This is a genomic window from Plantactinospora sp. BC1, assembly GCF_003030345.1.
In the GTDB taxonomy this organism is placed as follows: Bacteria; Actinomycetota; Actinomycetes; order Mycobacteriales; family Micromonosporaceae; genus Plantactinospora.
Genome location: NZ_CP028158.1, coordinates 2,085,758 through 2,112,726 on the forward strand (window position 1 = coordinate 2,085,758; position 26,969 = coordinate 2,112,726).

Below are 26,969 nucleotides of genomic sequence, written 5' to 3' on the forward strand. Positions count from 1 at the left end.
GTAGCCGCGAGGGAACCCGGACGATCCGGCTGGAAGAAGGAGAGGTATGTCGGACCCGTCGATCTCCGCCACCCTGCGCGACCAGACGCTCAACCTGCTGGCCAGCGGCGAGGCCACCTCCCGGGCCGACCTCGTCGAGGCGTTGCAGGTGGCGCCCTCGACCGTCACCGGAGTGGTGCGCCGGCTGCTGGAGGAGGGCGCCATCCTGGAGGAGGGCGTCGGCCGCTCCACCGGCGGGCGACGGCCCCGGATCCTGCGGCTGCGGGAACCCTCCGGCGTCTTCGCGGTCGCCGAACTCGGCGCCCGGCACGCCCGGGTCGGCCTCAGCACCCCGAACGGCCGGCTGCTCGCGACCGAGGAGATCGCCATCGACATCGCCGCCGGCCCCGGCGAGGTCTTCGAGGTGGTCGGCACCGCCTTCACCCGACTCCGCACCGCCACCGCACCCGGTCAGGCACTACTCGGCGTCGGCGCCGCCATGCCCGGCCCGGTCGCGTTCCCCCGGGGCCGGCTGGTCGGCCCCGCCCGGATGCCGGGCTGGAGCGGCGTCGACGCCCAGGCCGAACTCGGGGCCCGCTTCGACGTACCGGTGGTGATCGACAACGACGCCAAGGCGGCGGCGATCGGCGAGTACGTCACCCGGGGCCGGGACACCGGCGACATGATCTACGTCAAGGCCGGTACCGGCATCGGCGGCTGCCTGGTCAGCGGCGGTCAGGTCTACCGGGGCGGCCGGGGACTCAGCGGCGACGTCACCCACGTACGGGTGGCCGACAGCGGCGAACGGCAGTGCTCCTGCGGCAGCCGGGGCTGCCTGGAGACCGTCGCCAGCGGCGCCGCGCTCGCCGCCCAGCTCGCCGAGCAGGGCCAGCCGATCACCGGTACCCGGGACGTCATCGGCGCGGTCGTCGACGCCGAGCCGGCCGCGGTGACGCTGGTACGCCGGGCCGGCGGGCTGCTCGGGGTGGCCCTCTCCGGACTGGTCAACTTCCTCAACCCCGACGCCGTGGTCATCGGCGGAGCCCTCTCCAGCCTCGACGTCTACGTCGCGGCGGCCCGGGGCATGCTCTACGAGCGGTGCCTGCCGTCGATGACCCAGTCCCTTTCCATCGAGGCCAGCGTCGCCGGCCCGGATGCCGGCCTGGTCGGCCTCGGGCATCTGGTCCGCGCCGCGGCCGACGCCCGACCCGCCTGAGGAGTTCCACCCGTGCACCGTCCCCTGCGGATCGCCATCGGCGGCATCCACATCGAGTCCAGCACCTTCTCGCCGCACCTGAGCACCGCCGACGACTTCGAGGTCACCCGGGGCGACGCGCTGCTGGCCCGCTACGCCTGGCTCTCCCCGGCCCAGCCGTGGGCCGCCGACGTCGAGTGGCTGCCGCTGGTGCACGCCCGGGCACTGCCCGGCGGCGCGGTCGACCCGGCCAGCTACGACGCCTGGACCGCCGAGATCGTCGACGGGCTCGCCCGACTCGGCCCGGTCGACGGGATGCTCCTGGACATCCACGGCGCGATGAGCGTGGTCGGCCGGACCGACGCCGAGGGCGACCTGGTCACCGCGATCCGGTCGACGATCGGGCCGGAGCCGTACGTCTCGGCCGCGATGGACCTGCACGGCAACGTCTCGCCGACGCTCTTCACCGGCTGCGACCTGCTCACCTGCTACCGCACCGCGCCGCACGTCGACGTCTGGGAGACCCGCGAGCGGGCGGCCCGCAACCTGGTCGAGGCGCTGCGCCGGGGCGAGCGCCCGCACAAGGCCCTGGTGCACGTGCCGATCCTGCTGCCCGGCGAGATGACCAGCACGAGGGTCGAACCGGCGCGCGGGCTCTACGCCCGGATCCCCGAGATCGAGTCCCGGGACGGGATCGTCGACGCCGCGATCTGGATCGGCTTCGCCTGGGCCGACCAGCCCCGCTGCCGGGGCGCGGTGGTGGTCACCGGCACCGACGCCGCCGCCGCGACCAGCGCGGCCCGGGAACTCGGCGAGCACTTCTGGGCGGCCCGCGACGAGTTCGCCTTCGTCGCACCGACCGGCAGCCTGGACGAGTGCCTCGACACGGCACTGGTCGCGGTCAAGGAGCCGGAGCGGCGGCCGTTCTTCGTCAGCGACTCCGGCGACAACCCGGGAGCCGGCGGCGCCGACGACGTCACCTACGCGCTGGCCCGGATGCTCGCCCGGCCGGAGATCCGGGACGGCGAGGTCCGCGCCGTGTACGCCTCGCTGGTCGACCCGGACGCCGTGGCACAGCTCGCCGACCAGCCGACCGGCACCCCGGTCAGCGTCCCGGTGGGCGGCCGGATCGACACCCGGGACCCCGGTCCGGTACGCCTCGACGGCGTACTGGAGGCGGTCGCCGAGGACCCCGACGGGGGGCGGTGCGTGAGCGTACGGGTGGGTGGGCTGAGCGTCTTCGTCACCTCGCGACGGATGCAGTACCGCCAACTCGCCTCGTACGCCCGCCTCGGCGTGCGGGTGCACGAGGTCGACCTGGTCGTGGTGAAGATCGGCTATCTCGAACCGGAGTTGTTCGAGGCGGCCGGGGACTGGCTGCTGGCGCTGACGCCGGGCGGGGTCGACCAGGACATCGAGCGGCTGCCGTACCAGCGGCTGTTGCGGCCGGTGTTCCCGCTGGACCGCGACTTCGTCGCGGACCTGACCGTGGCGACCCGGTGATTCCGCCCGTCGCCAGCGCCCGGCCCGGCACCTCGCCTCCCGCGCAACCGTCCACCGGTCGCTGCGTCCTCGCGGTCGACGTCGGCGGGACGACCATGAAGGGTGCGGTCTTCGGCGAGCAGGGCCAGGTCCGACACTCGCTCGTGGTGCCGTCCCGGGCCGACGGCGACCCGGTCGGCGCGCTCCGGGAGCTGTGCCGGCGGCTGCGCGACACCGCCCTCGACGGCGGCGTCGAGCCGGCCGGGATCGGCGTGGTCACCCCGGGCATCGTCGACGAGGCCGCCGGCCTGGTGCTCTACGCCTCCAACATCCGGTTCCGCGACGTACCGCTGCGCGCGCTGGTGCAGGACGACCTGGGGCTGCCGGTGGCGGTCGGGCACGACGCCCGGGCGGCCGGCGTCGCCGAGGCGGTGGCCGGAGCCGGCCGGGGACTCGCGAACTTCGTGCTGCTGCCGCTCGGCACCGGCATCGCCGCCACCGTCGTGCTGCACGGCGAGCCGGTACCGGGTACCGCCTGGTCGGCCGGGGAGGTCGGGCACATGCCGGTACACCCCGGTGGCGAGCCGTGCAGTTGCGGCCAGCGCGGCTGCCTGGAGGTGTACGCCTCGGCCGGCGGGCTGGCCCGGCGCTACGCCCGGCTGGGCGGCACGCCGGGGCTGGACAGCCGGGGCATCGCCGCTGCCGTCGGCACCGATCCGCTGGCCCGCTCGGTGTGGGACACCGCGACCCAGGCGCTCGGGATCGCCCTGGCCACCCTGACCCTGACCCTGGACCCGGCCCGGATCGTCCTCGGCGGCGGCCTGGCCGAGGCCGGCGCCCAGCTCTTCGACCCGGTACGCAACGCACTGCGCGCGGCGCTGACCTGGCGGGCCGCGCCCGAGGTGGTGCCGTCCGCCTTCGGCGCCCAGGCCGCCCAGGTCGGCGCCGCCATCCTGGCCCGCCGGGCCGCCGGGCTGGCGGTGCCGGAGGGCTGGGCTGGGCGGCCTTCTGCACGGTTCGGCTCCGCCGCCATCCCGCCCCGCACCGCATCCGGCTGTCAATCATGATCTGCCCCGTCAGGCCGACCACGCTGTTCGCCGCAGCAGATATTCAGAGCGCGACGATGGTCAGCAACAGCCCGGATGCCAGAATCAGCGACGGCATCAGGAACCAGAAACGCTGCGTACTACCGGTGAACCCTCTCGTCCAGCGATAAAGACGGGCACGCTCATGCCGTTTGTCCGCCTCGTACAGGAGGGCGGCGATGGTGCTGCTATCGTCCGCAAAGTACTTGTCGTCCAGGACGGCGCGGATCATCATGGCCCGTTGCCTGTTGCGCTCATGCAGTTCGGTGTAGGACGCAGCGAAGACGAGCCCGAGCAGACCGACCAGGACAATCGCCAGGCACAGCGGCAGCTCGGCCCGGGTGACGTGCCCGTCGTTCGCAATCACTGCGATCAGGACCGACGCGACCACGATCATGAAATTGACAACGTTGGACCGCAACGTCTCGGCGTGCCGTGCGTGCGCCCGGAGGTCTGTGTACATGCCCCAAAGCAGGTCCTTCTGGGTCTTGGTCACGTCGGACAATTCGCCGGCCATGCCGCCCTCTTCCTTCACCTGACCTCCGCACCGATTCACTTGATCACGGTCGAAGTCTAGATTGTCGTTACCCGTCACATCAGGCTCCGGGAGGCCGCATGGGGCAACTGCGCGACCGGAAAGCGTGGGACATCCTGCCGGACGACGTCGTGGACAGGCTCGAGGCCTGGCTGGCGGAGGAAGCGTTTCATCTCGAGCACCGGGAGTGGTTCACGACAGGCCGCAGTAACGACCCGGTGGCCCGCGTGGTCCGCTGCGACCCGGACGAGGGAGATCAGCAACTCATCCTCAAGTTCTGTGCCTCCGACGGAGGCAGAAAGGTGGCGACGCTTCGTCGGGCCTGGAAGCAGTCGTCGGGTTTCCGACAACGGCATCTGGCCGAGACTCAGGACCAGGTGATACGGCTTGGCGGCTGGCGAGCCGTCTTCATGCACGTCGCGGGAGGCGACCTCGCTACCATCCGTCCGTTGACGGACTTCGTGGGAGATTCTGAATTTCCGAGCCATTGCAGTACGGTCGTTCGTTCGCTCCTAACCGATTGGAACGGACGACGTGTCAAGAGGACTGCGAGGAGCGTCGCCGCTGTGCTCGCCGACTCGTTGGGACGGCGCTGGGAGGACGTCAAGTCGTGGGCCGAATCGGCAGGCATCCCGGTCGCCGGGGCACCAGAGCGGGTACGGCGCCCCGGCTGGGGGAAAGAGCTGCCGAACCCCTTCACGCTGCTCGTCGGCGACGCGGCACATCGTGAGGTCGAGGATCTCATCATCGGCAAGGCCCACGGCGACCTGAGCGGCCGCAACATCCTCGTACCTACGCGGGGCCGAGTGGACGCCCGTTCGTACGTGCTTATTGACTACGACCGCTTCAGCGAGCACGCCCCGTTGACGCGAGATCCCATGCACCTGCTCGTCGCGCTGGCCCTGGACCACTTCGACGATTTCGGCCCAGCGCTGCGCACCGACCTCGCAAAGGTGCTGGTAGACCCGACCACCGGGAACGCCTCAGGGAACCTCAACCACTTCCAGCGGATCAGTACAGCCGTCCATCAAGCATCGACAGGACTGATGAAACGGACGGGATGGGGCGCGGCATGGACCCAACAGTGTTTGCTGTCTCTCGTGGGTGCGGGCCTGGTGCATCTCGGTAGGCCGTTGCGAACTGCCGATCCAGAGAAGACGAAGGAGTGGTGCTTCCATCTGGCGGCGACCGCCACCGAAGCCTACTTGCAGGCCTGCGGATCGACCAGCGGAGTAGGCATTCCGGCATCTCCGCCACCGGCTGTGACCAGCAGCGACATGCGCGGCGCCCTCCTGGATCGCAAGAGCGAGACTCGCGGCCTGCGAACGAGGCTAACCGACGGTCCGTGGGGCGTGGTGGTGCTGCGCGGGAGGCGTGGCGTCGGTAAGACGAGACTGGTCGACGCAGTATTGGCGGAGCTGTCCCGGGAACAGCAGACCACGGCAACGTTACGCATTCGGCGGCACGACGTGAACCCTGTCACTCGGCTGGACGTGCGGGCCCTGGTCCATTCCGTCGAAGGCGGGTCGGATCCACCCCCCTCCGGCCCGCCCGGCCTGCCCTCGCTCGTAGGGTTGGAGGCCGCGTTGCGCCGGCTCGGTGACGGCCGAGTGGTGATCGTCGTGGACTCCGCCGAGAACCTCCTGGATCCCGCCACCTTGAAGCTGGTAGACCCCGATCTGGACGACGCCTTGGAACTGCTCGCCACCGAGCCTGGGCATCGGGTCACGGTCCTCCTAGTCACCCAACTCGATCCGACCTCCTCAAGCGACGGGATCTGGCCGACGGCGGAGGATCCGATCTTCGTCGGCAAGCTGCCGCGCCACGATTTCTTCGACTACCTCGCCTTCGTAGACCGGACTGGGGTACTGGCTCCGGCCGGCCTTCCCGAAGAGGCGCGCCGCATGTTGTACGACAGATTGCAGGGCAATCCGCGACTCGCCGAACTGGCCTACGGTGTCGTCGCGGTCGCGGAAAGTGGGCTCAATCTCTCCGCGCTGGTCGGTCGTCTGCGGCTGCAGCAAGCCAAGGATGTGCCGGCGTACCTTACCCGGCTCCTCATTGACGGGCTGAGTCCGGTTCGGCGCCGAGTTGTCGAAGCCCTCGCGGCGTTCGCCACACCGGTCCCCGCCCATGCGGTGACCGGAATGCTCGGCGACGAGTCGCCGGCGCGGGTCCGCCAGGCGCTGTCCGTCCTTGCGGCCGACCGGGTCGTACATCAGGTCGCGCCGGATCAGTACTTCCTGCCGTTCCATGACCACCAACTGGTGCTGAGCCGGATCCCGGACGAGGCCGCGCGATTCGACCTGCTTCATCGCGCCGCCTTCGAACTGTCACCACTGCAGTGCCGGACGCCCCAGAGAATCGCCGACCTCCGGGTGCACTTTGCCGAACTAGACGCGTTGCTAGGCGCTGAACTGCCCGACGCCGCGTACGAGATGATCGAGGCGATCGACGACGTGCTGCGCGAGTGGAACTGCGGCTACCTGCTGCTGGATCAGCGCGAGGCGGTGCAAGGCCAACTCAACGACGATCACCTCGAGATGGCCAACGACAATGCCCTCGCCGACATCTACCTCTCCCGTGGTCGGTTAGGGGAGGCGTACGCCGCATACGGGCGCGCATTGAAAGTGGCTGATATACGCAGGGACGAAACCAACCGGATGAGGATCTACGCTAACTTCGGAGGGTTGTACTGGGAGCAAAATGACACCGATCGCGCTCTCGGCTACTACGAGCTCGCCCGGGACGAGGCCCGCCGACTGGGCAGCGCGATGGTGCAGATGGGGGCACTCGAAGGGATTGCCGACTGCCACCGGCGGCGGGGGCGGTACGACCTCGCCGTCACGTGCGCCGAGGAGGCGATGGCCTTACCCGGATCACCGAACTATCCCGGCACCGACGAGGCGGGCCGCTTCGCGACTTCCCGGACCGTCGCCATTGCCATCAAGCTCGCCCGCTGGCACATGGAACTGGGGCAGATCGAGATTGCCAGACAGCTCATTCAAAAGGCCGACACCGCCGCCGGCAGCCTGAACGGCTGGCTGCGGGCCTCCGTTCTGGACGGTCAGGCGGACATGCTACTCGACCAAGGTGAGCTGGAGCAGGCGGAAGCCGCAGCGTTGGTCGCGGTGGAGCAGGCATTGCTACTGCACGACCCGGTCACGTTGTTGCAGGCGCGGACTACATTGTGCGTCACGTACCTGAGAACGGATCAAATCGAAAAGGCCCGGCGCGAAATCGAACGGGCCGGGCGTTATCGACGCAGGGGCCGCTCTCTGATAGTACTGGCGCTGGGAGCTCTGCTCGCCCGGCAAACCGGTGACCCTCCTCTGGCGGATGAGCGATTTCAGCGCCTCCTCGTCGAAGCAACCGACCGCGTTGAACGCGATCCGGAAGACTTCGGAGCCTGGGACTTCCAGGGCTATGCCATCTGCGGCAAACTCCTGGACAGCCAGCAGAACCTCGACGGGGCGGTACACGCCTTCCGGCTCGCGCGAAGCCTCACGCCGTCCACACCTCGGTTGGTGGGCCGGCTCCGCTTCTTGCTCGATCAACTTGACCATCTCAGCCATTGGCCACGGCGCTTGCAGCCGGCGATCGATGCCCTCTCTGGTTCCGGCCGGGAGTAGGGCACCGCCTTGGCTGTCACAACCAGCCCGCCTCCTGGGCCCGCATGATTGCCTGGATCCTGCTGCCGGCACCGATTTGGCGGTAGAGCGCGTTCAGGAGCCGAAACATCGCCCGCTCCGAATAGCCGGCCCGGTCGGCCAACTGAGCCACGGTGGAGCCGGCCGCCAACTGCCGTAGCCACGACAGTTGCTCGGCAGACGGGCTCCGCTCCACACCAGATCGGGTATCCGCAGCGAGGGCGGCAGCTACCGCAGACGGCATCACGGCCTGGCCGCCGATCATCGCTTCCACCGTCCGCTGCAGCGTCGCGACGGTGACCCCCCTCGGAAGGACCGACCGCGCACCCGCGCGCATCGCACGAGTGCCCAGCACGACAGATTCATCGTCCAGCAGCGCGATCACGCCGTAGGACGTGGCGGTCGCGCAGAGCTGTGCCAGAAGATCCCAGTCAGACTCCGAGAGCACTGTCAGGAGTACGACAGCAGATCCCCGACGTCGCGCCCATCCAACCACGTCAGCCGGTGTTTCGACGTCGTGTCCGACTGCGGACAGGACGGCAACGACCCCCTGCTGGAACATCGGCAGTGGGTCGACAACCGCGATACGCACGGCCACCGGTGTGAAGGTCCCTTCCCCGGCGGCCGAGACTTCCACCGGCGCTCGGTGCCGGGCACAGCCCGACGGAGACTGCTCCCAACATAGGCACCGAGGATCATGCCATCGCCACTCCCCGCACCGCAGAGGCGGTCATAGACGCGCCGCAACCTGTCAGGATCCTGCCTCTCAACTGGTCATGGACCCGCGTGTGACGTCGTTCCTAGCGTCGTACGAAAGGGGGGCCGCGCTGATGGTCTATGACGACGACACCGGGAGACGGGTGCACTTCAAAATTGGGAGCGAGGATCGACCGTCAAGCGGGTCCGAGCAAGGAGCAGAACACCTCTCGAAGGCGATCCGAGATCAAATCGTCCAACTGGCGCAACGTCCCGGATGGGGAGTGGCGCGCATCTACGCCTGGCTACGTCGCACCCACCACGACATTACGCTTGAGGCCATCAGACAGGTCCTCACCCAGGCGCGGATGAGTGAGCGTCCTTGAGACTTCGCCGTGGACCGTCCGTGTCCGGCGACTGCCTCCGGCACCCTACGGACATGCCGGGCCGCCTCGACGGGCGACGCCCCCCATGGCCATAATCAATGCTGGCTCATGGCGGCCGGTTCAGCACGACGCCGCAGATGGTCCACTCTGCCCTGATCCGACCGTAGGCCAACCGCCTCGGAGGTGCCGTGAGCGACACGACCAGTCCGGCCGGCAAGCTGGACACGAACGTGGCGCATCCCGCCCGCCGCTACAACTACTGGCTGGGCGGCAAGGACAACTTCGCCGCCGACCGGGTCTCCGGCGACCAGGTGGCCGCCGTCTTCCCGACCGTGAAGCGGGCCGCCCAGGAGAACCGCAACTTCCTGCGCCGCGCGGTCGGTTTCCTGGCCGGTGAGGCCGGCATCCGGCAGTTCCTCGACATCGGCACCGGGCTGCCGACGGCAGACAACACCCACGAGGTGGCCCAGCGGATCGCACCTGAGTCCCGGGTCGTCTACGTGGACAACGACCCGCTGGTGATGGCGCACGCCCGGGCCCTGCTGACCTCCTCGCGGGAGGGCAGGAGCGCATACATCGAGCGGGACCTGCGGGAGCCGGAATCGATTCTGGACGCCCCGGAACTGCACGCCACCCTCGACCTGCGGCAGCCGGTCGGGCTGACGCTGGTCGCGATCCTGCATTTCGTACGCGACTTCGAGGACCCGTACGGCGTCGTCGCCCGGCTCGTCGCCGCGCTCCCCTCCGGCAGCTACCTGGTGATGTCACACGGCACCTACGACGGGCTGCCGGCCGAGGCGGTCGCGAGGCTGGAGGAGGCGAACGCCGCCACCGGCGGGCTCAGCCGGCCGCGCAGCCGGGACGAGTTCACCCGCTTCTTCGCCGGGCTGGACCTGGTCGACCCGGGGGTCGTACCGATCGGGAACTGGCGGCCGGCACCCGGCAGCCAGCCGCCGGAGCCCGTCGACATCTGCATGTACGGCGCGGTGGCCCGGATCCCCTGAGCAACCGGATCCCCTGAGCGCCGGATGCCCTGGGCACCGGGCACTCCGCCGAGGCCGCTCCCGCACCCCACCGAGCGCCGACAGCGGGGCCGGTCTGAAGAGTTCCTTAAGCCGACCGGCCTGACCTCGGCCTACCCGGCGCCGGGACCTACGATCTGCCGGTGCGTACCAGGATCATGTCCGCGCTGATCACGACGGCGCTGGTGGCCGCCGTCGGCCTGGCTGGCTGAGGCTCGTCGCCGGCCGACCGGCCGGCGGATCCGCAGTGGGCTCCGGCGGCCGCCGGGACCGGTTCGGCGACCCCGCCGCCGTCCGCCTCGCCCACCGGTTCGCCGACGGCGCGGCCGTCCGCCTCGGGCCGGCCGGCACCGGCGCTGCCCCGGCCGGGCAACCCGAAGGGTCGGGCCAGCGTCCCGGCCGAGGCCCGCGCGGTGAACACCGCGAAGCCGACCCGGGTGATCGGCACCGGTACCCCGGCGAGCTGCACCTCCGAGGCGGTGGTGGCGGCGGTCGCCAAGGGCGGCGTCATCACCTTCTCCTGCGGCCCGGCCCCGGTGACCATCACGATGAAGGCGACCGCGAAGATCCGGAACTCGACCGGGCCCCGGATCGTGCTCGACGGCGGTGGCAGGGTCACGCTCAGCGGCGGCGGCAAGCGCCGGATCCTCTACATGAACACCTGCGACGAGGCGCAGGGCTGGACCACCTCGCACTGCCAGGACCAGGACCACCCGCAGCTCACCGTGCAGAACCTCACCTTCGCCGACGGCAACTCGACCGGTGAGCGGACCGAGGGTGGCGGTGGCGGTGCGATCTTCGTCCGGGGCGGGCGGTTCAAGGTGGTCAACTCGCGGTTCGTCCGCAACCGCTGCGACCAGACCGGCCCGGACCTGGGCGGCGCGGCGATCCGGGTGTTGAGCCAGCACCGGGGCCTGCCGGTGTACGTCGTCAACAGCACCTTCGGCGGCGCCGCCGGACAGGGCGGTAGCTGCGCCAACGGGGGCGCGTTGAGCAGCATCGGGGTCTCCTGGGTGGTGCTCAACAGCGTGCTGACCCACAACCGGGCCGTCGGCCGGGGCGCCAACCCGGCCCGGGGCGGTACGCCCGGCGGCGGCAGCGGCGGCGCCATCTACACCGACGGGAACCGGTTCACCGTGACGATCGCCGGCAGTGTCGTGACGGACAACCGGGCCAACGAGGGCGGCGGAGCGGTCTTCTTCGTCAGCAACGACCGGACCGGGACGATGCGGATCGAGGGTTCGACGCTGCGCCGCAACCCCAGCGACGGGTTCGAGACCCGTGGCCTGCCCGGCATCTTCTTCCTCGGCGCCCGCAACCCGACCGTCACCGGCTCCACGCTGCGATGACCGCCGGCCGAACTGGATAATGGACCGACCATGGCCGAACGAAGCCTCGTCCTGCTGGACACCGACATCGGCAACGACATCGACGATGCCGTCTGCCTCGCGTACCTGCTGGCGCAGCCGGACTGCGACCTGCTCGGCATCACCACGGTCAGCGCCGAGCCGGAGGCCAGGGCGGCGCTGGCCAGCGTGCTGTGCCGGGCGGCCGGACGGAGCGTACCGATCCTCCCCGGTGCCGCCGAGCCGCTCGCGAGCCCGCCCGTGCAGGGCCCGCCGCCGCAGGCCGCCGCGCTGGCCCGGTGGGAGCACGAGACCTCCTTCCCGACCGGCGCGGCGGTGGAGTTCCTGCGGCAGACCATCCGCGCCCATCCGGGCGAGGTGACCCTGCTGGCGATCGGCCCGCTGACGAACGTGGCCCTGCTCTTCGCGGTCGACCCGGAGGTCCCGGCGCTGCTCCGCTCGCTGGTGCTGATGGGCGGCGCCTTCACCTCCGTACCCGGCCCGGAGTGGAACATCCACTGCGACCCGTACGCCGCCGCCCGGGTCTACGCCACACCGGTGCCGGTGCACCGCTCGGTCGGCCTGGACGTCACCACCCGGGTGCGGATGGACGCCGACGCGTTCCTGGAGCGCTGCGCCAACCCGCTGCTGCGGCCGGTGGCCGACATGGCGGCGTCCTGGTTCGCGGAGCGGCCGGAGGTCACCTTCCACGACCCGCTGGCCGCGACGACGCTCTTCGCGCCGTCGCTCTGCACCTTCGCGCCGGGCGAGGTCTCCGTCGACACCGGCCTCGGGCCGGCCGCCGGGACCACCACCTTCCGGCCGGCGGACGGCGGAAACAGCCCGGCTGCCGGGTCCGCGCCGCACGAGGTCGCCGTCGAGGTACGCCCGCAGGCCGCCCTCGACCACTATTTCGAGGTGGTCGACGCCGCCGGCTGAGCGCTTCCCCGCGAACGCGGTGGTCGACGGTCAGGCCGGTATCGTCCAGAGTGGACTGCGGCGGGGCGCGGCTTCGAGCCTGTTCGCGATGGCCCGGTACGCCGGCTTGGCCGCGAGTTCGTCGTCGTAGGCGAGCGGCCGGCGGGGTGCGCCGTCCTCGCGCGGATAGTCCTCCTCTAGCCAGGTGTAGCGGTCGGTGAGCCCGAACGCCATCACCGCCTTCACCGCCCGGTGCGAGAGCGCCACGTCGAGGTAGCGCCGGTAGACGTCGGCGACGGCGGCATCCCGGACGGCGACGTCGGCGGGCAGGCCGTCGTCGAGTACGTCCAGTTCGGTGATGAGGATGTCCAGTCCCCGGTCGGCCACCTCGGAGAACCAGTTCAGGTAGGCCCGAGCCGCGAAGCGGTCGGCGAACCGGTCGGCCAGCAGGTGTGCCTGCACCCCGAGGGCGTGCACCGGGACGCCGTCGGCGAGCAGCCGGTCGATGACCTGGAGGGTGGCCCGGCGTCGGGGGCCGGGCTCGTCGCCGTACTCGTTGACGGTCTCGAAGCCGAACTCGTTGAGTACCAGTACCGCCGACGGGTCGGCGTCGTGCGCGACCTGGAACGCCTCGGCGACGTACGACGGCCCGATCGTCTCCCACCACGGCACGTCGGTACGGAATCCGCGCTGCCCCTCGGGGCTGGTGACCTCGTTGGCGACGCTCCAGGCGTCGACCCGGCCACGGTAGCGCCTGACCACCGCCTCGGCGGTGCCGAAGAGCAGCTCCCGGGCCTCCCGCTCGCCCAGGCCCCACAGGTCGTCCTCGGTCCAGCCCTCGCCGAAGCCCTCGTCCCAGACCAGGTGTGCGCCGAAGACGCGCATCCGCTGGCTCTCGGCGTACCCGATGATCTGGTCGGCGTAGCTGAAGTCGAGTTCGGCGTCCGGGGTCGGCTTGAGCCGGTACCAGAGGAGGTCGTCCTCGGTGAAGAGCAGGGTCGCCTCCCGGCCGACCAGGTCGAGGTAGTCGGTGTCGGGCATGTGCCAGGTCGCCAGCGAGGTGCCGAAGGCAAGGCCGTTCGGCTTGGCGAGTTTCCACAGTGGCGGGCGGGCTGCGCGGGCCCGGCCGGCGGAGGCGGGGGCGGTGACGCCGAGGGCCCCGGTGGCCAGGCCGGCGGCTCCGGCCGCGCCGAGGATCAGGGATCGGCGGGACAGGGTGCTGTCGTTCATGGGATTGCCCTCCTCGCAGGGACGGTGCTGGGACGCGGTGCCTCGGGAGTTGCAAAACGATTTGTTCGACGTGTGGCAGGAGCCTACGGCCGGCCCGCAGCGGCGGCAAGGGACCGGCGTCGGATCTGTTGCCCGGCTTGTCGACGAGCGGTTAGGCTGCCCGCGACCCGTAGCCAAACGTTTTGCATGACGGAAGGGGTCCCGCGTGAGTCGGCTTTCCCTGGGAGTCATCGGGCTGGGCGAGGTCGCCCAGGTCGTCCACCTCCCGGTCCTGCGGTCACTGCCCGAGCTCTACGACGTCACCGCCGTCTGCGACATCTCCCCCGGCCTGCTCGACCGGGTCGGCGGCGGATACGGCGTACCGCACCGGCACGCCGACTTCACCGAGATGCTCGACCGCAACGACCTCGACTGCGTACTCGTGCTCAACAGCGACGAGTACCACGCCGAGGCGGTGGTCGCGGCGCTCGACCGGGGCGTGCACGTGCTGGTGGAGAAGCCGATGTGCCTCAGCCCGCGCGAGGCGGAACGGATCATCGCCGCCCGGGACCGCTCCGGCGCGTGCGTGATGGTCGGCTACATGCGGCGGTTCGCGCCCGCCTTCGTCGAGGCGACCCGCCGGATCGGCGACCTGGGCCGGATCAACTACGCCCGGGTGCACGACATCATCGGCCGCAACCAACTGATCATCGATCAGACGGTGCGGGTCGACCGCCCGACCGACATTCCCCGCTCGGCGGTCGAGGCGCGCTGGGCACGGGGGCGGTCCCTGGTCACCGACGCGCTGGGCGAGGTGCCCGACGTGCTCGCCGGGGCGTACCGGCTGCTCTGCGGGCTGGGCAGCCACGACCTGTCGGCAATGCGCGAACTGCTCGGCCGGCCGCGCGGGGTGGCGGCCGCCCGGCAGTGGCGGGACGGCCGTTTCCTCGCCGCACTGCTGGAGTACGACGACTTCCTGGTCACCTACGAGACCGGCGTCGACGAGCAGCTCCGGTTCGACGCGCACATCGAGGTCTACGGCGAGCACGCCTGCCTGCGGGTGCAGTACGACACCCCGTACGTCCGGCACTTCCCCACCACGCTGGTCACCGAGGAGACCCGGGGCGACGGACTGCACCGGTCGGTGTCCCGCCCGCACCTGAAGGACCCCTACACGCACGAGCTGGAGTACTTCCACGAGATCGTCACCGGGGGCGGTCAACCGAAGACCGGACCGGAGGACTTCGTCGAGGATCTCGAACTCTTCGCCGAGCTGATCCGGGTGATGGCGACCCAGCCGGCGAGCCGGACCTGAGGCAGAACCGAAGATAGGTCGAGTCCCGCCGGGGATAGTCGCCGCGCCGGTCCCGGCGGCTCGCCTAGCGTCGAGTCCGACGAGGTCACCGCCGCGAGCGGCGGCCACGACCGGCCGCCACCACCGGCGGCGGCCACGGCCAACCAGGAGGTGTTCGGTGTGCTGACCGCACAGGATGTCGACTTCTACCGGACCAACGGCTACTACCTCAACCGCGAACAGCTCTTCTCCGCAGAGAAGCTGGACACGCTCGAACAGATCTTCACCGAGCATCTCGCCGACAAGGGCGACAAGCTCTCCGACGAGCTGGACACCCCGCACTTCCGCGACCCCCGGCTGCTGGACTTCCTCCTCTCCGACGAGGTGCTCGACCTGGTCGAGCCGCTGGTCGGGCCGGACATCGCGCTCTGGACCAGCCACTTCATCTCCAAGGACCCGCTGGTCGGCCGGGCCACCCCCTGGCACGAGGACAGCGCCTACTGGAACGGCCGGCTCAGCGAGTACGACCGGATCGTCACCGTCTGGCTGGCGCTCGGCCCGAGCAACCGGGAGAACGGCTGCATGCGGGTCATCCCGGGCAGTCACGACGGCGGCGGCTTCTCCGATTACGTGCCGACCGACAAGACCGTGCAGACCTTCCACGCCGAGATCCCCGGCGTGGACGAGAGCCGGGCGGTCTACTTCGAGCTGGAACGCGGCCAGTGTTCGCTGCACGACGGGCGGATCATCCACGGCGCCCGCCCGAACACCAGCGACGTACGCCGGACCGGCTACACCATGCGGTACTTCCCGGCCTCGGTGAAGGTGCTGCCGGTACCGGAGAACGAGGGCTGGCAGATCTGGCTCGCCCGGGGTCGGGACAGTGCCGGCAACACCTACCAGCCGGACCCGCGGTGAGACTCGGACTGCTCACCGCCTGCCTGCCCGGCGAACCGCTGGACGCGATCGCCGGGTGGGCGGCCGGGCACGGCTACCGGGGACTGGAGGTGGCCGCCTGGCCCCGCGAGCCGGACCGGCCGTGGCAGGCGAGCCACCTCGACGTCGACGGCTTCGACGCGGGCGCGGCGGAACGGGTCCGCGCCCTGCTGGACGGCCACGGTCTCACCGTCTCGGCGGTCGCCTACTACGAGAACAACCTGCACGCCGACCCGGCCGTCCGGGAACGGATCCACCGGCACCTGCGCCGCTGCGTGGACGCCGCCGCCCTGCTCGGCTGCGAACACGTCGGCACCTTCGTCGGCCGGGACGTCACCCGGACGGTGACCGAGAACCTGCGGCTCGGCGAAGAGGTACTGCCGCCCCTGGTGGCGTACGCGGCGGACCGGGGCGTACGGCTCGTCGTGGAGAACTGCCCGATGGAGGGCTGGCACCCGGACGGCTACCCGGCCAACCTGGCGTACTCGCCGGAGCTGTGGGACTGGCTGGGCGGGCTCGGCCTCTTCCTCAACTACGACCCGTCCCACCTGGTCTGGCTCGGCATCGACCCGGTCGCGGCGCTGACCGGGCACCTCGACCTGGTCCGGCACGTGCAGGCGAAGGACGTCCAGGTCGACCCGGCCGCCCGGAACCGGTTCGGGGTCTTCGGCCAGCTCGTCGGGAAGCCGTCGCCGTGGGCCAGCGGCTGGTGGCGCTACCGGGTCCCCGGCCTCGGCGAGGTGGACTGGCGCCGCCTGGTCGACGTCCTCTACGAGGGCGGCTACTCCGGCTTCGTCTCGGTGGAACACGAGGACCCGGTCTGGTCCGGCTCGCCGGACCGGGTCCGGCAGGGCCTGGTGATCGCCGAACGCACCCTCAACCCACTGCTCGTCGCCTGAGACCGGGTGGCCACCCGAGACCGGCCCGCCAGCCGAGACCCGATCGCCACCGGCACCGCACACCGCACACCGCACACCCCCACCCCAGCGCAAGGAGCCCGAGGCATGCAACGTGGCGTGTACTTCGACGCCTGGTTCCCCCGACAGCACTGCTACCACCCGAGTTTGCCGCCCCGCCGGCTCCGGATGATCGACGACCTGGTCGACTACCGGGCCACCACCCTGGTCTGGGCCTCCCTCGGCGGCGGCTCGATCTCGCTGCCCTACCTCGAACAGGAGGCGTTCGGCCCGGTCGACGCCCGGGCCCGGTTCTACGGCTTCGTCAACGACAGCGAGTTCATCGCCGCCGCCCAGGCCCGGGGGATCAAGGTCTTCGGAATCGTCTTCGAGGCGCAGGGCTGGGAGTTCCCGGTCGAACTCTCCGCCGGGGAGGACGAGATCCTCGCCCTCAACGAGCTGCGCGGGGTCGGGCACCGGGACTGGCTCGGGTTGCGCGAGTTCGGCCAGAACCGGTACCCGAAGCTCTGGAAGCCGGTCGAGCACTACTTCCCGGGCGGCCTGGTCAACAGCGACGGCGAGCCGGTCACCGACCTGATCGAGGAGTGCTGCGCCCGGGACATCCGGCAGACCGCCCTGCACGCCCGCTGGGTCGAGTGCCCGGACCGTGAGCACCAGTGCTTCTACATGGACCGGAACAACCCGGTCTGGCGGGAGTACCTCAAGGCGGTCATCCGGATCCAGATCGACGCGGGCGTGGACGGCGTACAGCTCGACGAGACGGAGCTGCCGCTCGGCTCGCTCCAGTACGGCGGCTGCTTCTGCAAGGACTGCATGAAGGGTTTCCGGGCGTACCTGGCCGCGCTGCCGCCCACCGAACGCGACCCGCTGCTGGACGGGGTCGACCTGGAGACCTTCCACTACGGCGACTGGCTGCTGGAGCGCGGCTACGACTTCACCGACCGGCACGACGCGACGCCGCTCTTCGGCGAGTACTACCGCTACCAGTGCGACGCGATCCGCCGGCACTTCGCCGAGCTGGCCGCGCACGCCCGGTCGTACGCCGCGCGCAAGGGCCGGAAGGTGCTGGTCTCCGGCAACTTCTTCAACATGGACCCGCAGTACCTCGGGCTGGCCGACGACGTCGACGTGATCGTCACCGAGATGCGCAACACCACGTACCGGCAGCCGGAGTGGTACCGCTACGTCGCCGGTTTCGCCGGGGACAAGGACGTCATCGTGGTGGAGAACCCGTACGGCGGGGTGGTGCCGGAGCTGGTCGAGTTGCTGCGCAACGGCCGGGGGCACGACCTGCTGCGGCTCTCCTGCTACGAGGCGGCGGCGTTCGGGGTGAACATGGCGGTGCCGTACGGCTCCTGGATGGGTGCGACGATCCAGGACTCCTTCTCCGCCCCGCACGAGCTGGCGGCCGAGATCCAGGGGTTCCTCGCCGACCACGAGCGGCTCTTCGCCCGGGGCAGCCGCAACGAGGTGGCGGTGGTCTACAGCGTGGAGAGCAACCGGGATCTGGTGGCCCGGGCGGACATCGGCGACAACCTGCGCAACGCCCGGGACGAGAGCGTGCGGGTGCCGTACCGGGAGGTGACCTCGGCGCTGGCCGGCGCCGCCGTACCCTTCGACGTGCTGCTCTTCCCCGACGACCGGACGGCGCCGGACCGGATCACCGCCGACGACCTGCGCCGCTACGCCACGGTGCTGCTGCCGGCCTGCACCCACCTGACCCCGGCCCAGCTCGCGGCGGTGCGCGGCTACCTCGACGGCGGCGGCCGGGTGGTCCGGGTCGGCGGGCTCGGCGACAACCTCGGCAACCCGGACCGGGCGGCGCTGCTCGGCCATCCGGGGCTGACCGGGTCCGGGCCGGACGACCTGGCGGCGCTGCTGCCGCACGGCCGGCAGGTCGAACTCGCCGCGCCCGCCGGCACCGGCGCGGTCGCGGCCAACATCGCCGGGCTGGCGAACGGGTCGGCCGCCGTCCACCTGGTCAACTACGACTACCGGACCGACGAGGACCGGGTACGCCCGGTCGCCGACCTGGACCTTCGGGTACGGCTGCCGGAGCGGCTGCCGACCGCCACCGGGTACGGCTGCGACGGCTCGGTCACCCCGCTCGACGTACGGGTCGACGACGGCGGGTTCCACTCGGTACGGCTCGACGCGCTCGGCCCGTACGCCGTCGTCGTCTTCACAGCGGACTGAGCGAAGGGGTGTGGGGATGCGGATAGCGGTGTTGACCGGTCCGGAGCGGTTCGAGATCGCCGAGGTACCGCCGCCGGAGATCGGCCCGGACGAGTTGCTGGTCCGGGTCGCGGCCAGCGGGGTCTGCGCGTCGGAGCTGGCCACCTGGGCCGGCGACCCGCCGGTCGACTACCCGCGGCACCTCGGCCACGAGGTGAGCGGCACGGTGGCCGCGGTCGGTGCCGACGTCGACTCGTTCGCCGTCGGTGACCCTGTCGGGGTCTGGGTCACCTCGCACGGCTTCGCCGAGTTCGTGGCCGCGAAGGCCGCGCACTGTCGGCCGGCCGGCGACGTACCGCTGGACGAGGTGCTGGCCGAGCCGCTGGCCTGCGCGGTGAACGCGGTGGAGGAGGCCGACGTGCGGCTCGGCGACGACGTGGTGCTGATCGGCGCCGGCTTCATGGGCAACCTGGTGCAGTCGCTGGTCCGGTTGCGCGGGGTGCGGCAGCTCGTGGTGGCCGACACCCGGCCGGACGCGCTGGACCGGGCCAGGGCGCTCGGCGCGACCCGGGTGGTGGACGTCCGGCACGAGTCGCTGGCCGAGGTGGTCGGCGAGCTGACCGGCGGGCGGGGTGCCGACCTGACGTTCGAGTGCACCGGCGGGCAGGCGGCGCTGGACGCGGTCGGCGAGGTGACCCGGATGAGCGGCCGGATCGTGCTGGTCGGCTTCCACCAAGGGGCGCCGCGCCAGATCAACCTGGCGCACTGGAACTGGATGGCCTTCGGCATCGTCAACGCGCACTACCGGGACGTCGACACCATCATGCGCGGGATGACCGTCGGCATGCGGCTGCTGGTCTCCGGGGCCGTCTCGCTGCGCGGCCTGGTCACGCACCGGTTTCCGCTGGCGGAGGTCGACGCCGCCTTCCGGGCCGCCCGGGAGAAGCCGCCGGGCTTCGCGAAGGCGACGGTGACGTTCGACTGAGCCTCGCCGCCGACGGCGGCCGTCGCCCCAGCGTCAGGCGGAGCGCCGGACCACCAGGGGGCAGGGCAGCACGATGGTCCGGCCCTCCCCGGTGTACTCGCCGGTCATCCGGCTGAGCAGCAGCTCACCGGCGCTCTGCCCGGTCTGGTACGCCGGGTTGCGCACCGTGGTGAGCGGCGGGTTGACGATGGTGGCCGCGTCGACGTCGTCGAACCCGACCACGGCGATGTCGTCCGGCACGGTCAGGTCCCGCTCGTGTACGGCGTCGATGGCGCCGATCGCGGTCAGGTCGTTGGCGCAGAAGACCGCGTCCGGGCGGCGGTCCGGCGACAGCGCCAGTAGCCGGTGCATCGCGGCCCGGCCGCCCGGCCGGGTCCAGTCGCCGCGCACCGTCAGCTCCGGCTCGACCGTGAACCCGTGCTCGCGCAGGGCCCGCCGGTATCCCTCGTCGCGGGCCGAGCCGGTCGCCTCCGGTCCCTCGATCATGCCGATCCGGCGGGCGCCCCGCCGGATCAGGTGGCTGACGGCGGCGTGCGAGCCGACCCCGTCGTCCGGGGTGACCAGGTCGACGTGCGGGTCGTCGTCGAGGGCGCCGCCGACGCAGACGGCGGGGATGCCGAGGCCGGCCGGGCCGGTCCGCAGTTCGGCGGTGACGTCGCCGGCCGCCATCACCACCCCGTCCACTCCCCGGTCGCGTACGTCGGCCAGGAAGGCGTCCTCGCGTTCGGGTACGCCGTCGGTGTTGCAGACGTAGCTGCCGTAGCCGGCGCCGTCGACCGCGTCGGCGAGCCCCCGGGTGAGTACCGCGTAGAACGGGTTGGTGATGTCCGGTACGACCACGGCGACCATCCGGGAGCGTCGGGTACGCAGGCTCCGGGCCACGTTGTTGGGGCGGTAGCCGAGCTGTCGGATGACCTCCCGGACGGTCTCCTGGGTGGCCTCGGCGACCCAGCGCTTGCCGGAGAGCACGTGGGAGACGGTGGTCGGACTCACCCCGGCCAGCTTCGCCACCTGGACCAGGGTCACCCGGGTCTCGTCGGGACCGGGTGCCGGCGGCCGTGTCTGCGACATCGACCTCGCCCTCTCGCGTCGTTGACCGCTGCGGTGTCGGTCCGTACGGTAGCAAAACGTTTTCCTGTGTTCCTGCGGGATCGGACGGAGGAACCCGGATGACCCGACTCCTCGACCGTTACATGATCGACGGGCTGGTCGCCGACGGGCTGGTCGCGGGCGGTTCCGGCGTACAGGTGATGCGCCCGGACCTGCGGGACGTACCGGCGCACTGGCACGACTACTACGAACTCGGCTACGTCCTCGACGGCACCGCCCGGCACGTGGTCAACGGGGTGCCCCGGCCACTGCGGCCGGGCGGCGTCTTCCTGCTCACCCCGACCGACTTCCACGAGCTGCACGTCACCTCGGACACGCCGCTGAGCTGCTACAACGTCGTGATCGAGCCGGACGTGGCGGAGCGGTGGCTGGACCGGGCGCTGCCGGTCCCGGCCGGGCTCGCCGGGCCGCCCTGGCTGACCGACGACCCGTCGTTCGGCCCCGACTTCGACCGGCTCTGGCGGGAGTCCTCCGACGGCCGGCGCCCCGGCGCGGCGGCGCTGGCCGACGCCGTGCTCGGCTGCATCCTGATCGAACTCGCCCGACGCTGCGCCGACCCGGTCGCGGCGGAACCCGGACCGGAGCCGCGCGGCGGTGCCGATCCGGCCGGCGGCGACATCCGGCGGGCGGTGCAGTACATCGAGCGGCGGTTCCGCGAGCCGCTGACCCTGGCCGAGGTGGCGGCGTACGTGCACCTGTCGCCGAACTACTTCAGCGAGCGGTTCGGCCAGGTGGTCGGCACGTCCTTCCAGTCCTATCTGCAGGCTCGCCGGCTGCGCTTCGCCCGCTCGCTGCTCGCCTCGACCAGCCTCGGGGTCACCGAGATCTGCCACGCGGCCGGCTTCAACAGCCCGTCGCACTTCGGGCGCGCGTACCGGCGCCGGTTCGGTCAGGCGCCGTCGGCCGGGCGTACCCCGAGACCGTCGCCGCCGGGCGAGCCGGGGTGGTCCGGCCCGGGTTGACTGGTGGCTGGTTAACCGCCGATTACCAGCCCGTTGCGTTTGTTACCCGAGATCTCTTGACATCCCTGGCCGGGCGGATGACCCTAGCCGCAGCATGCCAAACGTTTTGCACCTAGGTAGCCGTGACCCCACCACCTTGGCGGCAACGACATAGGGAGCTGATCCGATGAAGCATCGCTCGCCCCGGAGAATCCTGGCGGTGGTCGCGACGGCCACCATCGCCGCCTCGGCCCTGGTCGGCTGTTCCAGCGGCGGTTCGTCCTCGGACGACCACGGTGCCGGCGAGGGACCCGTCCCCGAGCCGACCGCGCCGGTCACCATCTCGTTCGCCTCCTGGGTCGGCGAGCAGCCGGAGATGAAGAAGCTGGTCCAGCAGTTCCAGACCGAGCACCCCAACATCAAGATCGAACTTCAGAACGTACCCGCCGAGGAGGCGAACGAGAAGCTGACCGCGCAGGTCGCCGGGGGTAACCCGCCGGACGTGGCCTTCATCGACGCCAGCACCACGGCCAACTTCGCCTCCCGCAAGGCGCTGGTCAACCTCGACAACTACCTGCGGCGCAGCGAGATCGTCAAGGCCGACGCCTACGTACCGGCGTTCAAGACCTTCACCACCCACGACGGCAGCATGTATGGGCTGCCCTTCGACGGCGAGTCCACCGCGCTCTTCTACCGGACCGACCTCTTCGCCGCCGCCGGGCTGAGCGGCCCGCCCACCACCTGGGAGCAGTACGAGGCGGCGGCGAAGGCGCTGACCGACCCGGCGAAGCGGACCTACGGGCACGCGATGTTCGCCAGCTCGCCCGAGGCGGCGTACTACTGGTACCCCTGGCTCTGGCAGAACGGCGGCCACCTGCTCTCCGACGACGGCAAGGAGGTGCTGTTCAACAAGGCCGAGGGGAAGAAGGCCGCCGAGTTCTACGTCAACCTGGCGAAGTACGCCCCCAAGGACTACCTCAACTCCAACTCGTACGACGGCCGCCAGGCGTTCGCCAACGGCCAGGTCGGGATGTACGTCGCGGGTTCGTGGTTCGCCGGTACCCTCGCCGACGAGTTCCCGGCGATCGACGGCAAATGGGCCACGGCGCCGCTGCCGAAGGGCTCGGCCGGCTGCGGCACCACCATCGCCGGTGACGCGCTGGTCATCTTCAGCCAGAGCAAGAACAGCGACGCCGCCTGGAAGTTCATCGAGTTCCTCTCCAAGCCGGAGAACGTCGCGCAGTGGACCTACAAGTCCGAGGACGGCACCACCCTCCCGCCGATCACCAGCCTGCTGGAGTCACCCGACCTGGTGGCGACCAAGCCGGTGCTGAAGGGCTTCGCCGAGGCCATGCCGTGTGGGGTCAGCAACGTCGTCGCCAACCCCGACTGGCCGAAGATCGAGGAGGCCCTGAACGAGCAGCTCGCCAAGGCCATCTACGGCGAGCAGACGGCCGACCAGGCGCTGGACGCGGCCGCCGCGGAGGCCGAGAAGATCATCAGGTGAGGAACCGGGCCGGCCGCCATCCGTGGCCGGCCCGGCAACTCTTCGGGCAGACAGCCGAGCGAGGAATGGTGGTGGCAACGGTATGGCGGCGCTGACCGCAGCCCGGACCCCGGCTCCGGAACAGGGCGGGGGAACCCGGCGGCCCGACCCCGGACCCGGCCGACGGCGACGCGGCGTACGGGGAACGCTCTGGCGGGCCTGGCGGGAGCGGTCGGCGTACGCCTTCCTGGCCCCCGGCCTGATCCTCTTCTCCGTCTTCACCGTCTTCGCGCTCGGCTTCGCCTTCTACCTGACGTTCCGGGAGTGGAACATCCTGGAGCCGGAGAAGCCCTTCGTCGGCCTCCAGAACTACCGGGACATGGTGCAGGACGAGGACTTCCGCCGCTCGATCATCAACACCGCCTACTTCACCGGCGCGTCGGTGCCGCTCGGCATGGCCGTCGGGCTCGGCGTCGCCCTGCTGCTCAACCAGCCGATCCGGGGTCGGGGCCTGCTGCGTACCCTCTACTTCCTGCCCAACATCACCCCGTTCGTGGTGGCGGCCATCGTCTGGAAGTGGCTCTACAACGGCGACTTCGGCCCGATCAACTTCTACCTGCTGAAGACCCACCTGATCACGGAGCCGCTGGTCTGGCTCTCGGACAAGAACCTGGCGATGCCGGCCGTGGTGCTGATGAGCGTCTGGGCCAGCACCGGCTTCTCGATGGTGGTCTACCTGGCGGCGTTGCAGGCCATCCCGCACCAGCTCTACGAGTCGGCCCGGATCGACGGCGCCGGGCCGTGGGCCCGGTTCCGCTACGTGACGCTGCCGATGCTGGCCCCCTCGACGCTCTTCCTGATGGTGATGGGGATCATCGGCTCGTTCCAGGTCTTCACCCAGATCTACATCATGACCGGCGGCGGCCCGGTCAACCGGACCACCACGATGGTCTATTACATCTACGAGGCCGCCTTCAAGTTCTACGAGATGGGGTACGCCAGCACCCTCGCCTACGGGCTGTTCGTACTCCTGCTGGTCTTCACGGCGATCCAGCTCCGGCTCTACCGGAAGGCGGACCTGTGAGTCGAGGAAACCGAGGAGCCGTCGTGACCGCCACCGTGCAGGACCCGCCACCCGCCCCGACCGGCCCGGACCGGGTCGCCGCACCGGCCCGCCGGCCCGTGCTCGGACGCCGGCTCCGGCTCGCCGCCTGCTACCTGATCCTGGTACCCGGGGCGATCCTCTTCGTCGCCCCCTTCGCCTGGCTGGTCAGCGCCTCGTTCCAACACGTCGGCGACATCTTCTCCTGGCCGCCGCAGTGGATCCCGGAGAATCCGACCCTCGACGGCTACAAGGGCTTCTTCGGCATCGGCAAGGCCGGCGAGCTGGCCCAGGGCAGCGAGGGCGCCTGGCGCTGGTTCCTGAACAGCGCCTTCGTGGCCACCTCGGTGACCGTGCTGCAACTGTTCTTCAACTCGCTGGCCGCCTACACCTTCGCGAAGCGGAAGTTTCCCGGCCGGGACGCGATCTTCCTGCTCTTCCTGGCCACCATGATGGTGCCGCCGCAGGTGACCCTGATCCCGAACTACCTGGTGCTCAAGCACATACCGTTCTTCGGCGGCAACGACGCGCTCGGCGCCGGTGGGCACGGCTGGCTCGACTCGTACTGGGGGCTGATCCTGCCCGGGGCGGTCAGCGCGTTCGGCATCTTCCTGCTCCGCCAGTACATGCTGGCGATCCCCGACGAGTTGCTGGACGCGGCCCGGATCGACGGTGCCGGCGAGTTCCGGGTCTTCTGGCGGGTGGTGCTGCCGCTCTGCGGCCCCGCCCTCGCCGCCACCGCGATCTTCACCTTCACCTACGCCTGGGAAGACTTCCTCTGGCCCCTGATCGTCATCTCCAGCTCCGACAAATACACTGCTCCGCTCGGTTTGGCCCTGTTCGTGGTGAAGAATCGGACATCCTGGAACCTGCTGATGGCCGGTTCGGTCGTCGCCACCCTGCCCATGATCGTGACTTTCCTGGTGTTCCAACGCCGGTTCATCCAGGGCATATCGATGAGCGGACTAAAAGGATGACCGAGAACGGCAGCGACCCGACCGGGGCGGAGAGCGGCGCGACCAGGGCGCTGGTCGAGGAACTCCTGAACGACGGCAACGGGGTGTTCCGGCTCGCGCCCGCCTTCGTCGCCCGCGACCTGGTGCCGCCCGGCCGGCGGCTCGGCCTGGCCGAGCAGGATTACGACCTCGGCGAGCGGGGCTACGTCTGCGAACGCTGGCTCGGCTCGACCACCCGGGCCGACAACCGGATCGGCCCGCCCGACGAGGGGCTCGGCCACGTCGTCGACCGGGACGGGCGGCCCCGGCTGACCCTGCGGGACGCGGTACGCGCCGACCCGGCCGCGATCATGGGTACGGCGTACGCGGCGAGCCACCCGGAGGGGCTCGGCCGGCTCGCCAAGCTGCTCGACTACGGCGCCCGGATCCCGTACCACATCCATCCGCCGCAACGCTTCGCCGAGCTGGTCGGGCGGCGCTCGAAGGACGAGGCCTACTACTTCCCCGCCGGGGTGGAGACCGGCCCGCATCCGGAGACGTTCTTCGGGGTGCACCCGTGGATCGCCCGGGAGCGGGCGTACGACGTGCTGCTGCCGTACCTGGTCGACTGGGACAGCGACCTGATCCTCCGGCACTCCCGGGCCTATCTCCAGGTGCCCGACGACGGTTTCCAGGTGCCGTCCGGGGTGCTGCACGGCCCCGGCACCGCGCTGACGGTGGAGCTACAGGAGGACTCCGACGTCTTCGCCATGTTCCAGGCGCTCAACGCCGGCCGGATCATCGCCAAGGAACTGCTCTTCAAGGACGTCCGGCCACAGGACCGGCAGGCGCAGGGCGAGCGGTTCCCGCTCGGGTTCGTCGAGTGGAAACTCAACGGCGATCCGTACTTCTACGAGCACAACCACCTGACACCACGCCCGGTCGACCCGGCCGCCTCGGCCGACGACGGCCAGGAGTGGTGGATCTTCTACAACACGCCGAAGTTCAGCGGGAAGAAGCTGGTGGTGCCGCCGGGACGGACCCACCGGTCGACGGAGCGCGGGGTGTACTCGATCCTCGTCTGGTCCGGCGCCGGCCGCTACTGCGGCCACGACGTGCGCGGCGGCGACGCCGAGCGGGACGAGCTGCTCGTCTCGCACGACGTGGCGACCGCGCCGCACCCGGTGGAGAACACCGGCTCGGAGGAGTTGGTGGTCTTCAAGTTCTTCGGCCCGGACGTCAACGACGACGCTCCGACGATCCCCCGGATCGCGCCGGCCTGACCCCGGGCCGGCTCCGGCAACCAGTGCCGCTGTCTCGGAAGGTCGATTGGGTAACCCTCTGGGCGACGCGGCACCGGCATCGCTGGGCGGACAGCCGGCACCCACAGGAGCGACCGGGGGCGGAGCGGGGGTCAGTCGGCGCGGAGACTGTCGAGCTGGGTGCACAGGCGGGGCACGGAAGTCGGGGTTGCCGACGGCGTGCTACGGTTCGCCGCCGACCGGCGGGCGGGACGGGGGTTAGGGCGGCCCGGGAGGGTGGGCGCACAAGCGGGGCAGCTCGACAGTCTCCTCGGCGACTATCC

Annotated in this window: 20 protein-coding genes and 1 pseudogene; 17 read left to right on the plus strand and 4 right to left on the minus strand. The window is 70.7% G+C overall.

Going from position 1 to position 26,969, the window contains the following annotated elements:
* The first annotated feature begins 46 nt into the window (after positions 1 to 46).
* The 3 genes from C6361_RS08855 to C6361_RS08865 are packed head-to-tail and all read left to right on the plus strand — an operon-like array spanning position 47 to position 3,723.
* Positions 47 to 1,195 carry an ROK family transcriptional regulator gene (locus C6361_RS08855; protein ID WP_107267429.1) on the plus strand — a complete coding sequence of 383 codons (1,149 nt, stop codon included), beginning with the start codon at positions 47 to 49 and terminating at the stop codon, positions 1,193 to 1,195.
* A gap of 12 nt (positions 1,196 to 1,207) precedes the next feature.
* A complete protein-coding gene (locus C6361_RS08860) occupies positions 1,208 to 2,677 on the plus strand; it encodes a M81 family metallopeptidase (RefSeq protein WP_107267430.1) in 1,470 nt (489 codons plus the stop codon).
* Positions 2,677 to 3,723, plus strand: a complete 1,047-nt coding sequence (locus tag C6361_RS08865; protein ID WP_304598545.1) for an ROK family protein — start codon at positions 2,677 to 2,679, stop codon at positions 3,721 to 3,723. Before C6361_RS08860 ends, C6361_RS08865 begins: the two co-directional genes overlap by 1 nt.
* Positions 3,724 to 3,766: 43 nt before the next feature.
* Here C6361_RS08865 and C6361_RS08870 read toward each other — a convergent pair whose 3' ends face one another.
* Positions 3,767 to 4,276, minus strand: coding sequence for a hypothetical protein (locus tag C6361_RS08870; RefSeq protein ID WP_107267431.1), 510 nt, complete (start codon positions 4,274 to 4,276; stop codon positions 3,767 to 3,769).
* An 80-nt stretch (positions 4,277 to 4,356) separates the two neighbouring features.
* Between C6361_RS08870 and C6361_RS08875 the strand changes: the two genes are divergently transcribed.
* Positions 4,357 to 7,908: a tetratricopeptide repeat protein gene (locus C6361_RS08875; protein WP_107267432.1), complete on the plus strand. Its 3,552-nt coding sequence runs from the start codon at positions 4,357 to 4,359 to the stop codon at positions 7,906 to 7,908.
* A 16-nt stretch (positions 7,909 to 7,924) separates the two neighbouring features.
* Here C6361_RS08875 and C6361_RS08880 read toward each other — a convergent pair whose 3' ends face one another.
* On the minus strand, positions 7,925 to 8,524 hold the full coding sequence (locus C6361_RS08880; RefSeq protein ID WP_107270837.1) for a response regulator transcription factor: 600 nt from the start codon (positions 8,522 to 8,524) through the stop codon (positions 7,925 to 7,927).
* A 672-nt stretch (positions 8,525 to 9,196) separates the two neighbouring features.
* On the opposite strand from C6361_RS08880, the gene C6361_RS08885 reads away from it, so the two are divergent.
* The 3 genes and pseudogenes from C6361_RS08885 (at position 9,197) to C6361_RS08895 (ending at position 12,315) form a co-directional block, all read left to right on the plus strand.
* Positions 9,197 to 10,012: an SAM-dependent methyltransferase gene (locus C6361_RS08885; RefSeq protein WP_234359419.1), complete on the plus strand. Its 816-nt coding sequence runs from the start codon at positions 9,197 to 9,199 to the stop codon at positions 10,010 to 10,012.
* Positions 10,013 to 10,269: 257 nt separating this feature from the next.
* Positions 10,270 to 11,379: pseudogene (locus tag C6361_RS08890) on the plus strand (hypothetical protein); the annotation flags it as partial.
* A 30-nt stretch (positions 11,380 to 11,409) separates the two neighbouring features.
* Entirely contained in the window at positions 11,410 to 12,315 is a 906-nt protein-coding gene (locus C6361_RS08895) for a nucleoside hydrolase (RefSeq protein WP_107267433.1), read from the plus strand.
* Positions 12,316 to 12,345: 30 nt separating this feature from the next.
* Here the strand turns inward: C6361_RS08895 and C6361_RS08900 are convergent, their stop codons facing one another.
* Positions 12,346 to 13,524, minus strand: a complete 1,179-nt coding sequence (locus C6361_RS08900; protein WP_159079255.1) for an endo-1,4-beta-xylanase — start codon at positions 13,522 to 13,524, stop codon at positions 12,346 to 12,348.
* Positions 13,525 to 13,729: 205 nt separating this feature from the next.
* Between C6361_RS08900 and C6361_RS08905 the strand changes: the two genes are divergently transcribed.
* From C6361_RS08905 to C6361_RS08925, 5 genes are all read left to right on the plus strand, one after another.
* Complete coding sequence (locus C6361_RS08905; protein ID WP_107267435.1) at positions 13,730 to 14,818, plus strand: Gfo/Idh/MocA family protein; 1,089 nt, start codon at positions 13,730 to 13,732, stop codon at positions 14,816 to 14,818.
* A 159-nt stretch (positions 14,819 to 14,977) separates the two neighbouring features.
* Positions 14,978 to 15,715 carry a phytanoyl-CoA dioxygenase family protein gene (locus C6361_RS08910; protein WP_107270839.1) on the plus strand — a complete coding sequence of 246 codons (738 nt, stop codon included), beginning with the start codon at positions 14,978 to 14,980 and terminating at the stop codon, positions 15,713 to 15,715.
* Positions 15,712 to 16,632: a sugar phosphate isomerase/epimerase gene (locus C6361_RS08915; RefSeq protein ID WP_107267436.1), complete on the plus strand. Its 921-nt coding sequence runs from the start codon at positions 15,712 to 15,714 to the stop codon at positions 16,630 to 16,632. Before C6361_RS08910 ends, C6361_RS08915 begins: the two co-directional genes overlap by 4 nt.
* A 105-nt stretch (positions 16,633 to 16,737) precedes the next feature.
* Positions 16,738 to 18,846 (plus strand): hypothetical protein, encoded by a 2,109-nt coding sequence (locus tag C6361_RS08920; protein ID WP_159079256.1) that lies wholly within the window; start codon positions 16,738 to 16,740, stop codon positions 18,844 to 18,846.
* Between the two features lie 16 nt (positions 18,847 to 18,862).
* Positions 18,863 to 19,810 (plus strand): zinc-binding dehydrogenase, encoded by a 948-nt coding sequence (locus C6361_RS08925; RefSeq protein WP_107267438.1) that lies wholly within the window; start codon positions 18,863 to 18,865, stop codon positions 19,808 to 19,810.
* A 33-nt stretch (positions 19,811 to 19,843) separates the two neighbouring features.
* On the opposite strand, the gene C6361_RS08930 is transcribed toward C6361_RS08925, so the two are convergent.
* A complete protein-coding gene (locus C6361_RS08930) occupies positions 19,844 to 20,881 on the minus strand; it encodes a LacI family DNA-binding transcriptional regulator (protein WP_107267439.1) in 1,038 nt (345 codons plus the stop codon).
* Between the two features lie 98 nt (positions 20,882 to 20,979).
* Here C6361_RS08930 and C6361_RS08935 point away from each other — a divergent pair, with 98 nt between their 5' ends.
* From C6361_RS08935 to C6361_RS08955, 5 genes are all read left to right on the plus strand, one after another.
* Positions 20,980 to 21,882 carry an AraC family transcriptional regulator gene (locus C6361_RS08935; RefSeq protein WP_107267440.1) on the plus strand — a complete coding sequence of 301 codons (903 nt, stop codon included), beginning with the start codon at positions 20,980 to 20,982 and terminating at the stop codon, positions 21,880 to 21,882.
* A 166-nt stretch (positions 21,883 to 22,048) separates the two neighbouring features.
* The gene (locus C6361_RS08940) at positions 22,049 to 23,368 is read left to right on the plus strand and encodes a sugar ABC transporter substrate-binding protein (protein ID WP_107257086.1); all 1,320 of its coding nucleotides are present in this window, start codon (positions 22,049 to 22,051) and stop codon (positions 23,366 to 23,368) included.
* 82 nt (positions 23,369 to 23,450) lie between these two features.
* Positions 23,451 to 24,431: a carbohydrate ABC transporter permease gene (locus tag C6361_RS08945; RefSeq protein ID WP_107267441.1), complete on the plus strand. Its 981-nt coding sequence runs from the start codon at positions 23,451 to 23,453 to the stop codon at positions 24,429 to 24,431.
* A gap of 23 nt (positions 24,432 to 24,454) precedes the next feature.
* Positions 24,455 to 25,426, plus strand: a complete 972-nt coding sequence (locus C6361_RS08950; RefSeq protein WP_159079257.1) for a carbohydrate ABC transporter permease — start codon at positions 24,455 to 24,457, stop codon at positions 25,424 to 25,426.
* Positions 25,423 to 26,667 (plus strand): hypothetical protein, encoded by a 1,245-nt coding sequence (locus C6361_RS08955; protein WP_107267443.1) that lies wholly within the window; start codon positions 25,423 to 25,425, stop codon positions 26,665 to 26,667. Before C6361_RS08950 ends, C6361_RS08955 begins: the two co-directional genes overlap by 4 nt.
* The last annotated feature ends 302 nt before the right edge of the window (positions 26,668 to 26,969 follow it).